At 56.0% G+C, this 13,797-nt stretch carries 12 protein-coding genes and 3 pseudogenes; 11 read left to right on the top strand and 4 right to left on the bottom strand.

What is annotated here, in order from left to right:
- The 3 genes from ACFSCT_RS10290 to ACFSCT_RS10280 all read left to right on the top strand — a co-directional run.
- Positions 1 to 404, top strand: a 404-nt coding sequence (locus ACFSCT_RS10290) for a transposase (protein ID WP_379142470.1), incomplete at its 5' end; no start/stop codon positions are given.
- Between the two features lie 220 nt (positions 405 to 624).
- Positions 625 to 933: a hypothetical protein gene (locus tag ACFSCT_RS10285; RefSeq protein ID WP_379142469.1), complete on the top strand. Its 309-nt coding sequence runs from the start codon at positions 625 to 627 to the stop codon at positions 931 to 933.
- Positions 934 to 1,396: 463 nt separating this feature from the next.
- Positions 1,397 to 2,695, top strand: coding sequence for a calcium-binding protein (locus tag ACFSCT_RS10280; protein WP_379142467.1), 1,299 nt, complete (start codon positions 1,397 to 1,399; stop codon positions 2,693 to 2,695).
- Positions 2,696 to 2,738: 43 nt separating this feature from the next.
- Here the strand turns inward: ACFSCT_RS10280 and ACFSCT_RS10275 are convergent, their stop codons facing one another.
- Positions 2,739 to 3,524 (bottom strand): hypothetical protein, encoded by a 786-nt coding sequence (locus tag ACFSCT_RS10275; protein WP_379142466.1) that lies wholly within the window; start codon positions 3,522 to 3,524, stop codon positions 2,739 to 2,741.
- 312 nt (positions 3,525 to 3,836) lie between these two features.
- Between ACFSCT_RS10275 and ACFSCT_RS10270 the strand changes: the two genes are divergently transcribed.
- A protein-coding gene (locus ACFSCT_RS10270) for an IS5 family transposase (RefSeq protein WP_379142464.1) occupies positions 3,837 to 4,594 on the top strand; the annotation gives its coding sequence in 2 pieces (ribosomal slippage) (positions 3,837 to 4,158 and positions 4,158 to 4,594; 759 coding nt in all).
- Between the two features lie 10 nt (positions 4,595 to 4,604).
- Positions 4,605 to 4,826, top strand: a pseudogene (locus tag ACFSCT_RS10265) (IS3 family transposase); the annotation flags it as partial.
- Here ACFSCT_RS10265 and ACFSCT_RS10260 read toward each other — a convergent pair.
- Positions 4,725 to 5,098, bottom strand: a pseudogene (locus tag ACFSCT_RS10260) (hypothetical protein); the annotation flags it as partial. The pseudogenes ACFSCT_RS10265 and ACFSCT_RS10260 sit on opposite strands and share 102 nt — an antisense overlap.
- A 41-nt stretch (positions 5,099 to 5,139) precedes the next feature.
- Entirely contained in the window at positions 5,140 to 8,658 is a 3,519-nt protein-coding gene (locus ACFSCT_RS10255; protein WP_379142463.1) for a hypothetical protein, read from the bottom strand.
- Positions 8,659 to 9,572: 914 nt separating this feature from the next.
- Here ACFSCT_RS10255 and ACFSCT_RS10250 point away from each other — a divergent pair.
- Positions 9,573 to 9,810, top strand: a pseudogene (locus ACFSCT_RS10250) (IS5/IS1182 family transposase); the annotation flags it as partial.
- A 1,112-nt stretch (positions 9,811 to 10,922) separates the two neighbouring features.
- On the opposite strand, the gene ACFSCT_RS10245 reads toward ACFSCT_RS10250, so the two are convergent.
- Complete coding sequence (locus ACFSCT_RS10245) at positions 10,923 to 11,150, bottom strand: helix-turn-helix domain-containing protein (RefSeq protein WP_379142460.1); 228 nt, start codon at positions 11,148 to 11,150, stop codon at positions 10,923 to 10,925.
- Positions 11,151 to 11,223: 73 nt separating this feature from the next.
- Between ACFSCT_RS10245 and ACFSCT_RS10240 the strand changes: the two genes are divergently transcribed.
- The 5 genes from ACFSCT_RS10240 to ACFSCT_RS10220 form a co-directional block, all read left to right on the top strand.
- Complete coding sequence (locus ACFSCT_RS10240) at positions 11,224 to 11,547, top strand: zinc ribbon domain-containing protein (protein WP_379142458.1); 324 nt, start codon at positions 11,224 to 11,226, stop codon at positions 11,545 to 11,547.
- Positions 11,548 to 11,606: 59 nt separating this feature from the next.
- Positions 11,607 to 11,843, top strand: coding sequence for a hypothetical protein (locus ACFSCT_RS10235; RefSeq protein ID WP_379142455.1), 237 nt, complete (start codon positions 11,607 to 11,609; stop codon positions 11,841 to 11,843).
- A 410-nt stretch (positions 11,844 to 12,253) separates the two neighbouring features.
- Positions 12,254 to 12,436 carry a helix-turn-helix domain-containing protein gene (locus ACFSCT_RS10230; RefSeq protein ID WP_379142472.1) on the top strand — a complete coding sequence of 61 codons (183 nt, stop codon included), beginning with the start codon at positions 12,254 to 12,256 and terminating at the stop codon, positions 12,434 to 12,436.
- Between the two features lie 228 nt (positions 12,437 to 12,664).
- A complete protein-coding gene (locus tag ACFSCT_RS10225) occupies positions 12,665 to 13,192 on the top strand; it encodes a hypothetical protein (RefSeq protein ID WP_379142453.1) in 528 nt (175 codons plus the stop codon).
- A 9-nt stretch (positions 13,193 to 13,201) separates the two neighbouring features.
- Positions 13,202 to 13,797, top strand: a 596-nt coding sequence (locus tag ACFSCT_RS10220; RefSeq protein ID WP_379142452.1) for a hypothetical protein, incomplete at its 3' end; no start/stop codon positions are given.

Below are 13,797 nucleotides of genomic sequence, written 5' to 3'. Positions count from 1 at the left end.
GGACGCAGACGCTGATTGCGGGTCTGACCCACGACGCGCTGATCGCCCCGTGGTGCATCAAAGGGGCGATGGACGGCCCGGCCTTCGCCACCTACATCCGTGACGTCCTGATCCCCGAGATCAATCCGGGCACGGTCGTCATCCTCGACAACCTCGCCACCCATCGAAACAGGCAGGCGACCGAGGCCCTGCGCGCCCATGGCTGCTGGTTTCTCTACCTGCCGCCCTATTCGCCCGATCTCAACCCCATAGAAATGGCATTTGCCAAGCTCAAGGCCCACCTGCGCAGGATCGGCGCCCGCACTTTCACCGAGGTGTTCAAGGCCATCGGTCAGGTCTGTGACCTCTACGGGCCTGACGAGTGCTCAAACTACTTCACCGCCGCCGGATATGTATCAAGTTAAAACCGAAATGCTTTAAAGGCTGAAAGGTCGGGCGGCGATCAAGCAAAATTTGTAATCGCGGCATTGGGTTGGCTCCATGTCGGGGGCGGTCTTGCCGCAATGATATGGATGCTGAGGCGGTGGTTAACCCGGTGCAACCCGGGTAATCGACCATGACGGACTTGCGGAAGCAACCATAGCGTGCATAGTTTTGTCTCGGCTCCCTTCTTGGTTTAATCAAATGACCCAGGTAAACCCTCAAAAGAAGATCGACGACCGGGCATTTCCGATTCGGATGAAGCTCAAGGTACCGGCGAATGGATTCGGGCCAGTATCGGACGAAATGTACCTCTGGCTGGACAATTTTATCGGCTTCACAAACTACGCCCGCCACGGTGGGCTCGGGGCGCAGGGCAATCGGACGGCAGTGCTCTATTTCAGACATCCGCGCGATGCTGTCGCTTTCCTCGATGCGTTTCCCGGACTGGAGCTCGCCGATCGGACCGACGCGGGATATTGGTCCCCCAACGTACCATTCCGATGGCACTGACACACTGTGGCGCGGCAGCGAGATCCGTAAAAAAAGAGGACTTTAACAGAAAAAGTTTCGTGTTAATCAAACCTTAACCTAAATTTCGGATGTTGGTGTCGGGGAGACCCAAGCCCCGCTGGTTTGGCATGTATCGGAGTTCAAAATGGCAGTTGTGTGTGACCAGGCTATCCAAGACCTACGGACTGCGCTTGTGAAGGTTTGCGACTCGCGCGCCGGTTGTGTTGCCGCCTTGCAACTACCGTCGGCCTATTATGAGTTAATCATAGCGGCGTTGGTGATCACTGATTCGCCGCCGTCGCGAAAAAAATAAAAGTCTTTTCTGGTTCTTACTTAAGATCAGTAGCTTCTGACGGGTGTCGCCAGTTGTGCGGCGCAACTAAGCTCTAATACCAGCTTAACGGATTATTAACTATTTTCTTGCAACCTATGCGGGTGGGTCAGCACATCTAGGAACAACCGAATGCGAAAGATTTTGGGCACTAAGGCGGGCGAGAAGCTGGTCGGATACAAGTACAATGACTTCATCGTTGGGAATGGCGGCAACGATTCGATCACCGGTGGCGGGGGGGATGACTATATCCGCGCCATCGGCAGTGGCGGGTTGTTGTCGGGCCAAAGCGGAAACGACATTATTTACGCCCAGAAGGTCGGCTTCGGGCAGTTTCACATGTACGGAGGAGAGGGGAACGACACCTTGATCCTCGACATGACCAATTCCAAAATGTCTTGGGGCCATCAGGGTCACCATGTCTATGGCGGCTCTGGAAGCGACAAGTTCGTTTTCCAGAACATCGCGAAGGCCAACCACCTCATCACCGGCCGAATCGACGACTTCGACAATTCCCGCGACAGCATATGGCTGGGGGGCCAGAAGCTGGACTTGAGCAATCTACCCGCGAACGTCCGCGTGGTCGAAATGCACGGTCAGCAGTGGCTGTCGATCAACGATAAGGCACTCTACAATCTCGAGGGACCACGACAGATGCCGGGCGGTGAGGAAACTCACTTTGTCCATCCTTCCGCAAATCCGGCCAGTTTGCCCACGGTAAAATTCATCGATCAGGTGAATTATGTGCCTTATCAGCTCTACAAGAACGGCGAATCGTCTCTGAACAGCATGGTGATCCAAGACGAGGCCGTCATCAACGGCACGAAGGGAGCAGACTACATTTACGCGACGCACACCAACAACGCATACCACAACAACAAGATTTCCGCGGGCAACGGCAATGACGTCGTGAATGCGAACCGGGGTTTTGACACCGTGCATGGCGGGGCGGGCAATGACAAGATCGCCGGAGGCGAGGACGCTGACATACTTTACGGCGATTCGGGACGTGACGCTCTTTTTGGTGGGAGCGGAAACGACCGGATTTTTGGCGGTCTCGACAATGATATGTTGTACGGCAGCACCGGGAGGGACTTTTTGAATGGCGGTGGCGGTAATGATCTGGTCCAAGGTGGTTTAGGTAATGATACCCTGCTGGGCGCAGCTGGCAGCGATACACTTGAAGGAGGTGCCGGCTCAGATCGGTTTGTTTTCCGCGACTGGACTGGAAAAAATACTGTCGTGGATTTTCAACAGGGCATCGACAAACTAGATGTCGTTGGGCTCACCACAAGAGCAGAATTCGCCAGCGATATCCAGCGAGTTCAAATCGGCAAAGACGTCCTCGTCAGCTTCGATGATTCCGATATGTCGGTCCTGATCAAAAATACTACCGTTCATGAGATTTGGGCCGATGATTTTATAATGTGATCAAAAGCTCCTGTGCCTGCCGGGCACCTCAATGATCGGCAGGTCATTCATCGTTAAACGAACGAAAACCGACTCCGAAGCCACGTCGGTTATCGGCCAGATGATCCATCCTGGTGAAGACGGCCTTGCTCTTTTTTATCCTGCCCATAAGGGCCAAGGCGGCTAAACTTGCAGGGCCGGCGCCGAGAATACCGGACATAACGAATGCGTTGATGTTTAGAAGAGCGTTATCGCCGGGCTGAAATCCGTACATACCCCAGACGGGAGGACCAAGAAAAGGACCCGGTATAGGGCTGTCGTTGGACGCTGGCTTAAAGGTTGATGCGATTTCGGTTTCGTAAACCTTGATCATACTTCCATAGAGAAAACCAATTGACCCTGCACGCACTTCAGCGGCATTTCTGCCGTGATCTGCAAAAGTTTGTAAGGCCGATATCAGCCATCTCGGATTTAACTGGGAGGCAACCCAATCGCCCTGTTCATCCCAAATCTTGAAAAAGATCGACGCGGCTTTTTGAGTATAAGGCGTTCGACGGCGAAGATAGGAAATTGAAAGCCCTTGGTAGAAGAGAAGTAGGCTTTGGCCCGCAAAGCGGTACTGGAGCTTGGTTTTCTGATCCGCAAAGTCGAAGCGCGACTTAGGTTCCGGATCAGTCGGCTTTTCTACCATTGTGTGCATTGCATCAAACGTAGAAAATTCCATGTCGGGCAGCACGTCGACCGCATTTGGATGCTTTGGCAATCTTCTTCGAGTGAAAATAGCGAGCCGGTCCAAATCGAACTCCGAAATTTTCTGTTTTTGGGCTTCGATAGCCCAATCTTCCGTCAAAGCGTCGCTCCGATGTTGGCATGGGCCTCAGACCGTGCCCGTGAGCGTTATAGCTCTGAATCACGTAGATTCAAGCCAACTGGTGGCCGCGGACGATGGGCACTGGTCAGGGTTTCGGCTGAATCTGATCGACGGGCTGCAAATCTGGCCGGCGGGTACGGCCCTTTGATCTTGAGGCCCTTGGTCATCGCCTGCGCTTCTGCATGATCCACGCTCGCAATTCCTGAAGCTGCCGGTCGCTCATCTTAGGGTCAGGATGCATTGATTTTCAATGTGCTGCGTGATTCATGACTTGGAAAACGGAGCGGTGACATGAGCGACCTTTACTGGCTGACCGACGAGCAGATGGCCAAGCTTGCCCCTTTCTTTCCGAAGTCGCACGGCAAGCCACGCGTCAATGACAAGCGTGTCCTGAGCGGGATTATCTTCATCAATCGCAATGGTTTGCGCTGGCGAGACGTCCCCAGGGAGTATGGGCCGCACAAGACGCTCTACAGCCGGTGGAAGCGTTGGAGCGAGAAAGGCATTTTCGCCAAGATGATGATCGGGCTGGCCGCCGAACACGGTGAGAAAAAGACCGTGATGATCGACGCGACCTATCTGAAAGCGCACCGCACCGCGACCAGCTTGGCCGCAAAAAAGGGGGGCGTGGACGCCTCGTCGGCCGGACCAAGGGCGGCATGAACACGAAGCTGCATGCCATCTGCGACAGCCAGGGCCGACCGCTCAACCTGTTCGTCACCGCAGGGCAGGTCAGCGACTACATCGAGGCGCGGGCACTGCTCGGCAGCCTCCCAAAGGTCGATTGGCTGCTCGGGGATCGCGGCTATGACGCCGACTGGTTCCGGGAAGCCCTGCAGGACAAGGGGATACGAGCCTGCATTCCCGGCCGAAAGCAACGCAAGACACCGATCAAATACGACAAGCGCCGATACAAGCGGCGCAACCGCATCGAGATCATGTTTGGCAGGCTCAAGGACTGGCGGCGCGTGGCAACCCAATACGACAGATGTCCGAAGGTCTTCCTCTCGGCCATCGCACTCGCGGCAACCGTCATCTATTGGCTATGAATCCTGACCCTACGACAATGCGCTCGCCGAGACGATCAACGGCCTTTACAAGGCTGAGGTCATTCATCGGCGCGGGCCATGGCGAAGCTTCGAGGCGGTCGAGTTTGCCACACAGATATGGATCGCCTGGTTAAACAACCGACGTCTGTTGCAGCCTGTCGGCAACATCCCGCTGGCCGAAGCCGAGCATCGCTACTACGTCATGCTGGATCAGCCAGACATGGCAGCATAACTGATACCAAATGGCCTCCGGTAAACCCGCGCCGGGTTTACCGGAGGCCATTTGGTTTAGTCGCGCGGCCATGGCCCCAAGTTCCAGAGTTGCGTAGACGTTTGCATCGGCCTCGGCGTTTGCGACGTTCGCGATCGGCTCCGGCAGGCGCCGGTTGTTGAACCATTCCACCCATTCCAATGTGGCGTATTCCACGGCCTCAAAGGAAAGCCACGGGCCGCCGCAATGAATGACCCGGGCCCTGAACAGCCGTTGATCGTCTCGGCCAGCGCGCCGACTTATGGTGGGGATCGACCGATGCCCACCACATCAGTCACAAAATGAAATCGGCTGCCGTAACGTTCGTAATGTTCTTAAGCAGCACCTCGAAATCAGCGGTAATGTTGCCATCCACATCGGCACGAACGACGATCCCGTCTGCGGTACCAACATACCAGACGGCATAGGCCCGGGCCGTGGTGCCGTTGAACAGAAAGGCCTGATTTCCCGCCGCGGTGGTGTTGGCGTCTATCGGGTTGAGGTCGATGCTATCTATCCCCGAAACAAAATCTTCGACGACGTCCTTGGCCGTGCCTGTAGCGCTGTCCGTCACCGCGCCGAACACGAATGTGTCGGTTACCGCGTCACCGGCGCCACCACGCATAAGATCGGTCCCCGCGCCGCCGATTATGCGGTCGGCACCGCCCCAGCCGGATATCGTGTCGTTACCAGCCCCGGCATTCAGGTTATTTCCGGAATTGTTCCCGATGAGATTATCGTTTCCGCTTCCGGTCTGAATATGCGTGATGTTTCTCAGCGTGTCGCCGCCCTGCCCGCCAGTGGCAACACCGTTGACAAGATCGACGCCCACCCAGGCAGCATCGTCAAAGACAATCGTGTCGGCTCCGGTACTGCCGTCAATCGTATCGTTGCCAAGTCCGCCATTCAGGGTGTCGTTACCTGCGCCCCCCAGAAGGCCGTTATTCGCAGCATTACCGATGATCACATTGTCCAGATCGTTACCCGTCCCGCTGACGGCACTGCCGGTCAAGGTCAGGTTTTCGAGGTTGGCGCTCAGCGTGAAGCTGCCGGAACTCTGAACCCTGTCTGTACCCGCATTCGCCGTCTCGCTGATCGTATCCAGACCCTCGGTGATATAGACGTCGTTGCCATCGCCGCCGGTCATGCTGTCCTGGCCGGCGCCACCGTTCAGCACGTTTGCCGCCGCATTGCCGGTAATCCGGTTGGCCAGCTCATTTCCGGTGCCGTTTATCGCTGCAGTACCTGTCAGGATGAGGTCCTCAAGGTTTGGCCCCAACGTATAGCTAACCGAGCTCAGAACACGATCTGTCCCGGCGTTGGCCGCCTCGGTGATTGTGTCGCCACCGTCGGTCACATAGCCATCGTCGCCATCGCCTCCGACCAGCGTGTCCGATCCACCGCCACCGTCGAGCACATTAGCGGCCGCATTGCCAGTGATCCGGTTGGCCAGAGCATTCCCGACACCGTTGATCGCCGCCGCGCCGGTCAGGACGAGATTCTCGAAATTTGCCGCCAAGACATGGAACGCGGAACTGTTGACCTGATCGGTCCCTGCGTTAACCGCTTCGGTAAGTGTGTCGCCGCCGTCGGTAACATAGACATCGTCGCCCATGCCACCCAGCATCGTGTCCGAGCCGGTGCCGGCATTTAGCGTGTCGTTGCCGTATGCACCCTCCAGCCGGTCATTGCCACCGCCCCCGGCCAGAACGTTTGCACCGGCATCGCCGCGCAATATATCATTGTAGTTCGAGCCAAAGAGGTTCTCGATCCCGACGTAAATATCCCCTGCTGCCTCGCCGGTATTGTTGCCTGGCGACACCATATCCGCGATCACCGCCGCAGCGGCGAGGTTATATCGGGCCCAGTCCGTCCCCGCCCCGCCGTCAAGACGGTCCGCGCCCGCACCACCAAACAGGAAATCGTCGCCCACACCGCCATAGAGGCGATCATTACCGCCGGCTCCGTTTAACGTATCGTTGCCGCCGAAGCCATCCATGGCATCCGCCCCGGAAGTGCCCGTCAGATTGTCGGCGCCAGAGGTGCCATTGATCTGCGCGGCAAGCGCCCCATAGCCGACTGACGACCCGTTCGAGAAGTTGATCGAACTTATCTGGCTGGCTGTGCCGATATTCTCGGTAACGCGGGTGCCGTCTGCTTGCGTGATCGTCAGATAAAGGATACCGCCGATCACCGACTGCGACACATCGGCGGCGGTCAGGCCGGTTTTTAGATACAGCTTGTTCTGCGCCGTCAGCGCCCGCCCGAACCCCATATCGTTGCACAGCATCTCGTCGACATCGTCCGAAACGCGGCCGTCATTATAGCCATTGCCATTACCGGGATCGAAGGGGTTGCCGTAGATATTGACGGTAAAGGTCTGGCCGTTGACCGTATAGATGGCACCATCGATCGCGGCCATCTTGTTCTGAACGGCAGCCGCGACATTCGCGATACTCGATGGCGCCGTATACGTGTATTCCTGCACGACAACCGTGTTCCGGCCCGGTTCCCGGACACCATCGAGAATAACCACCTCATCGCGGCCATCACCGTTCACGTCGCGCAGGACTGCGGCGTTTTGCATCGGTCCATCGACCGAAAGCAGGCTGTCGCTATCCTTCGAGGCCAACAGCACGGATTCGTTGTGCACCCGGATGCCGTCGGCGATATAGGTATGGGTTTCCGCGACGGTAAAGTTATACGTTTTCCAGCCGCGCTTCACCTCTGGCGCCAGCGCCGTACCGCCCTCACTGGCGTAGACCAGCATCTCGGCTTCCTCGAACATATGTGCGGTCTCGGCCGAATAGCGGATCACCTCGGCGGTCACCGTCTGGACCGAGCCGTCCGCCGCCACGATCCGGCCGTCATCCGCGACGATGTCCCGGATCTCGGCAAAGCTGCCGTCAGGCCGCAGATAGCGGTGGCCGGGCGTCACATAGGTGCCGTTCGACAGGTGCAGCCACGTGTCGGTGACGCTGTGCAGAAGCTGCGTCACCCGGCCGGGAACGAGGCAACCGGAAGCGTCGAAGGAAAGGATGAGGTCGCCCGCGCGAACCGCGGAAATCTGGTATTGTGTTCCACCTGCCGTCAGCACTTCCGTATGGGCAGAAAAGCAGTTGTCGTGCTGAACGATGTAGGTGCTTATTGGCTTATTCAGAAAAGAGGAAAGTTTCGCTATCACATCAATATTGTGTGGATAATAAATGGGGTTATCATTGTAAGCCGCGACCAAACGGTCGAGTTGTCCTTGACTCAATCCAAAGTTGCGGCTATCTTGGGGGGAGGCGATAGATTTAAGCAGGGCGCTGGCTAAAACATTTGAAGGTGAATCGTTTATTATAATATTAATGTCTTCCGAGGGGTGACCGTAATTCCCCAGGTTCGCATTGATTTCGGAAAGTACGACATAAAATTCCGTCAAATGAACGTCGGTGCCACCAATGCCCCTATAAAGAGTGTGCATTAACTCGTGTGTAACTACGGATCCCGAATAGATTCTTTCTGTTCCAGCCGAATCTGTCAGCGCGTCCGGGTTGTAATAAATAACGAATTTTCCCGGCACTCTTTCTGCGGTCTGACCAATCAGCGGCCGATCAATCACATTTCCTGTAATTGAAGTATAGTATGCGGCATCAGTCGTGAACTCAATTACAGGCTTTTCGATGTTGCCGCCTCTGTAAGCGAAGCTGGCAGGCATTTCTCTGCTTGATATCAGGTCCTTCAAGTCAGTAATCGTTGCATTGATTATAGCTTTATGTGCCGCTGAAACATTAGGGGCAAAAGCAAAAGATGCACTCGTAAAGGCGGTCATGGGGATTTTACCTTTGTTGAAAAGTTACCGAGATCATTGGCCGGTATCTTCGATCCGATCACTGCAAGCTTCTTGAAGCTTTTGGGATAATATCCGGATTTGATATCATCTATCGGCGTGCCAACGAACAAGATTCCGTACAACGATGAATATTGGGAAATATCGCCTACAGAGGTTATTGTTGGCGACACTACCCTCAAAATCATGACCTCTTGTGGAATGGTGATCTGGTCTAGTCTGAAAGGGCCGTTTGCGTATACATCGATACACTTCCCAAGGGGAGAGGAATTATCATTCAGCCTAAGTACACTTAGAGTGCTATAATTCTCGCTTTCTTCAGACAGATTTCTTTGGTTTATAGGTCTACCTGTAAACCCATCATAAACAAAAAATACTTCGCCTGTTTTATAATATAAGCCGCTGCTAAATGATACGATACCGTTCCTTTGAACTTCTGGCGAAGATCGTCTCACGTCGGCCAACGCATCAACCGACGTGCATGGGATCGCCCGGACTGACACGTCCCCCTGATTCGGCGGACTGGTCGTATTGTTCTGGCTGGATTGACTCTCTGTACATGACGGAATCAGGCAGAAAATCGTCAATGCGATATAACTCGAAAACATATTCATCCGGATCAGCTTGCCCCCATCAGTCGGTCCCGGTTACTCCGAGGATCCCCGCCACCGTCTTGCCCACAACCGGATCGACCGGCTCGGCGGGCGAATTTTCTCCCCGAAGCCTCGCTAAAACTTCCATGTCACGCGCCATCGCCCACCGTGTCTGCAAAATACGGACCATCGCCAATTTTCAATTAATTGTGAACACCGCTGTGGCCATTGTCAACTCAATCAGGCTCCAGACCCATTGATCTCAGACTTCTGGCGTGGTTGCTCCGCAAGGAGACCTGAGTGATGAACAATCTTTTCCGGCTGACAGATGCGCGTGTGGCGCCTTCCGAGGTCGTTCTTTCCACGAAACCACGACAAGTCTCGCGTTGATGATCGGCGTGTTCAAATCGGGATTGTTTTCATCAATCGCAATGGCTTGCGGTGGTGCAATGCGCGAAAGGTATACAGGCCTGCAAAGGCATTCTACAACCCCTGGAAGCGATGGAGCGACAACGCTGTGGTCGCCCGGATGATGACGGGTCCGCGTCCTCTAGCTTAACCGGAAAATCCACCGATCAACCTGATAAGTGCTGAGAACTTGCAGAGGTTCTGGTTGCATCGTGCCAAATCCGGGGGAAGATAGGGGGCAGACGCCTCTCAGGTCTGGCGGCATGATTTTTACGCCCGGATCATGCCGGGTGCGGATTCAGACGGCGCAGTTGGACGAGGCGTCACATTCGTTGAAGGATTGATTCCTCGGATCAACTTCTGATTCCTCTCATTATAGGCGATCTTCGACTTCGCCCGCAAATACCAATGGTGTGCACTAGCGTCCCGCCCATGGCGCTTATTTGCACACCGAAGGCATGCTCGACCCAAGCGCTGGCGGCGGATTTTACCCGCTTGCTGGCGTTGCCCTACTCACTCAGGCCCACCCTGCTTGAAGATCTCTGCTTTTCCCACTGACACGAGTCCCTCGCAGTTGCAGCGAACGACTGCTCTCCGCCCTTTTTGTTTCCGGCACCTGCAGTAACAGCGAAGGCGAGAACCGCTGCGATAGTTGAGGTCTCCGCGCTTCTCGCCTTTGCTGGCTCTGAAAACGGCACTTCTGTGGTTGCTGGCGCCGAATGTCATGCAACCGGATGCCCAAGCTGTACGCAGCCGAGTGCCGAACCGAGTGAGAACCGGCACGGCCGCCAACAATAGTTATATGCCAATAAACATACTAGGTTAAGTTCCCAGTCTTCCTGGCTCTTCGAACAGATACATGCTCCCGAAGCGAAAACCAGGCTGGGTTGACGGCATTGTCGCATCAAGACTGTTAGCTGTGCGCCTGCTTTGGGTCGCCACTGAGAAGTTCAATGGCGGCAACACGCGGGTTCGCATGCCTTTGGGCGCCGCGTAGCATTCGGCACATTGGGCTCTTTGATCCGCCTTGTGGCAACGCAGCATGCGGTAAACAACTCTAAACCGCCTCTGTCATCACTGGAACCGTCAAGGGGGGCCCAACGCCTGCTGTTAATCGGCGGTGCTCCCGCGTCACTCGAGCCCCGAACTGGGCGCGTTGCGGCTGCTCCGGTTCAGCGCTCTGTGTTGAGGCAACGGTGCGTTTGCGTGTGCATAGAAAGTCTGGAATCCGCCGTCCCCAGCCAGCTACTCAGCCTTCAGCAATCTCCAGCTCTCGACGCCAAACCCCTGCGCCACCCGGTAGAGATTGTCGATTGAGATGTTCTGTTCCGACCGTTCGACCGCGCTGAGATAGGTCCGGTTCAGCCCGCATTCATGCGCCAAGTATTCCTGTGACCAGCCGCGCTCGGCGCGAAGCCTGCGCATGTTGCGCGCCACGATGTCTCGCAGGGGGCTTCTTGGGGTGGTCTTCATGCACAATGCTATTGTGCGCCGACGTTTTTAACTCTACCTGTTTTAACATTCATTCGACATCAAGGGGCGCGTCATGCCCCAACAGTGTCCCCATTGTATAACCGAAATCCACGAGAATGCATCAACCTGCCCGGCCTGCGGCGCGATACGAGGCGTCTGGGGTCGCTCCGTCGACAGCTGGCGACAGACCTCGACATTTCTGCTCGGTCTCGCCACCGCCATCGCGTTCGTTGGCATTGCTCTCGGGACACTGATCGCCTCGACCGATGAGCGGACCACGTTTTTCGACGGTGTGATCGCCTTCCTGTTGCTTTCACCCTTCATGCTGTTCTTCGCCAGTATCGGCCTGGTGATGCGCTATGTGATCCCGAGGCTGCGGGAAAGCTGGTACAGATAAGGACGATCAACTGGGCTGGCCAGCCGAGGTCGGGACAGGTTATCGAAACGGAGGCTTGAATGATCAAAGACCGAGACATCGAAGACGGCAATCATGAAGCGCCTGATCTGCAGCGTACGACCGGCCTGCAAAGCATGCTCGATCATCTGAAAGCCTATCCGGCAGACGATGCGGAATGCGTATTCGAACTGAAGCTTCCACTGTCGCTGCTGATGACGCTGATGTTGCGCAGCGAGGAAGCTCAGGACAGCCCTCAATCGCTGATCCTCGACGCGCTGGATGATGCGGGATACTGAACAACCATGACAAACCCGTTAGAGCGGCATCCTGACGCCGCAGCGATCCGGGACTGGGCGCTGTATGGACCGCGAGATCCTCAGATCGCGGCCCTTGTCGAGTGCCTCGCCATTGAGCGACAGATGCGTCTGGATGAAATCGAAAAGCTGATTGTTGCAACTCTGACAGCAGAGCTAAGCAAGCGTTAGACGCTACACAGTCGATAGCAGATTTCTGCGATCATAAAATCTATCTAAACACAATATGTAAAATTCCGCATAGGCAATAATCCGCCTATACACTCAGCCTGAGCAAGAAATTATGCTGCTCTCCGATTCGGTCCGTGTCATGATTCGGCTGAGACCGGTGTGTCCTGGTCTTCCGATGAGGACGCGGAGGTGCGGCAGTGGACGACGAATTTTGCCATGAGATGATCCGAGCGCGGCTGCGGCTATCCGGAACCAGCTTCAGCGACATGGCCCGTGAGTTGGGCATTACTCCAGCATCCGTAAGCCTCGTATCGCAAGGGCTTCGGCGATCACGGCCTGTGCAACAGGTGATTGCTGACAAGCTCGGGACAAGGCCAGAAAAAATTTGGCCCGAACGCTACTGAGAGGAGACTGCCATGAAAACATAGAAAAGCGAAAGGCTCCGAAGGTTGCCCTTGGAGCCCTGCTTTGGTGTCGATTTGGAATCCCGACACCCGAAGCATCCCCAAAATCGCACGCAAAGTCAATGACCGGCGCAACGCGTTCCGGCTCACGGCTTCTCAGTGCATGCATCTGCCGTGATCGCCCGCACTTCGGGCGGTCACCTGTCAAATCATTGTCAGGGATGTCACATGAATCCGTATTTCCGTTTCCCGGTGCTGGCACCAGCCAGCCGGACCGTTCCCGCACGCTCAAAGGCGAGCGCCCGCGTGCAGGTCGTCGATACCCGGGCTTTTCTGCCGCAGCCTGTTATCAGCAGGCTTGAATCCAACCTTGAAGCCCGGTGCTGGGATCAACTGGTCGCGAACCCTGATATTCGCGAAATCCAGGCGCAGCCGCCAGAAATTACCTATCGCGATGCGCGGGGCAAGCCAGCGACGCACCACTTCGATTTTCGCGCGCATTTGAAGGATGGCAATGCCTGGGCCGTCGCGGTGCGTCCTCTGGTACGCGTCCGCAAATACCGTTTCGACCGAGTCCTGGAGCTTATCGCCGCTCAGCTTCCCAGATCCTTCGCCACGCGGGTGCTGCTCTTCACCGAAGCCAGCATCCCCCGGCCGACCATTGTTCCGCATGCCCCGACGACCCGGCTCATCGAACGCGCCAAGGAATTGGGCGCGCCGATGATTCCAACCTCCGCCCACATGATTGTGGCCTGAGAGGGCATCATGAAACACAGTAATTTCAAAGACCTCGATCTCTTTATTCTCGATGGCGTGGAGTATCGCTTCGCGTCGAGCGAACCCGAGGGCATTGTGGTAATCGCCACGGAACCGCCACATGCCTCTCGGAGCATTTCCTTCAGTGAATTGGAGGAAATGTTGCGCCTGCCGGGGTTTCGGTATGTGCCTCAGGGCTTGGCCCGAGCATCTGCCGAACGCGATCTCGATGGATTGTCGGAATATTTTCGCGACCTCCCTGAAGACAAGCAGGAGGTGGCGCTCTGGCGCCACGCTTTCGTAGAAGAACTCCAGCGCTACTTCGATGCCGGGCTGGCCAAACGCAATGAAGTGTCTGTTGCGCTCGTGCTGCCAGCCATTATCGCCACTGTAGAGACCCGCTTTCGGCAGCAGCTTAGCGGCCTGCGCAAACGGGCCGGACGTATCGTGACCAGCAGAACGCCGCCTGGCGCCCATTCATTGCTGAACTGGACGCGCAAATATCAGAAAGCCGGTTTCAACATCATGGCACTGGTTCCATGTCAACGGCGGCGTAAAACCCAGCCACTGGGCGGCGCAAAAGTCGGCCACCCTTGCGCGCGGCT

The organism is Paracoccus pacificus (genome assembly GCF_042680785.1).
Lineage (GTDB): Bacteria > Pseudomonadota > Alphaproteobacteria > Rhodobacterales > Rhodobacteraceae > Paracoccus > Paracoccus pacificus.
This window is presented reverse-complemented; position numbering and strand designations above follow the sequence as displayed.

Excerpts from the sequence above, each read along its gene's own strand:
- ACFSCT_RS10285 (WP_379142469.1), top strand. The coding sequence starts at position 625 with ATGACCCAGGTAAACCCTCAAAAGAAGATCGACGACCGGGCATTTCCG.
- ACFSCT_RS10280 (WP_379142467.1), top strand. The coding sequence starts at position 1,397 with ATGCGAAAGATTTTGGGCACTAAGGCGGGCGAGAAGCTGGTCGGATAC.
- ACFSCT_RS10255 (WP_379142463.1), bottom strand. The coding sequence starts at position 8,658 with ATGACCGCCTTTACGAGTGCATCTTTTGCTTTTGCCCCTAATGTTTCA.
- ACFSCT_RS10245 (WP_379142460.1), bottom strand. The coding sequence starts at position 11,150 with ATGAAGACCACCCCAAGAAGCCCCCTGCGAGACATCGTGGCGCGCAAC.
- ACFSCT_RS10240 (WP_379142458.1), top strand. The coding sequence starts at position 11,224 with ATGCCCCAACAGTGTCCCCATTGTATAACCGAAATCCACGAGAATGCA.
- ACFSCT_RS10235 (WP_379142455.1), top strand. The coding sequence starts at position 11,607 with ATGATCAAAGACCGAGACATCGAAGACGGCAATCATGAAGCGCCTGAT.
- ACFSCT_RS10230 (WP_379142472.1), top strand. The coding sequence starts at position 12,254 with ATGATCCGAGCGCGGCTGCGGCTATCCGGAACCAGCTTCAGCGACATG.
- ACFSCT_RS10225 (WP_379142453.1), top strand. The coding sequence starts at position 12,665 with ATGAATCCGTATTTCCGTTTCCCGGTGCTGGCACCAGCCAGCCGGACC.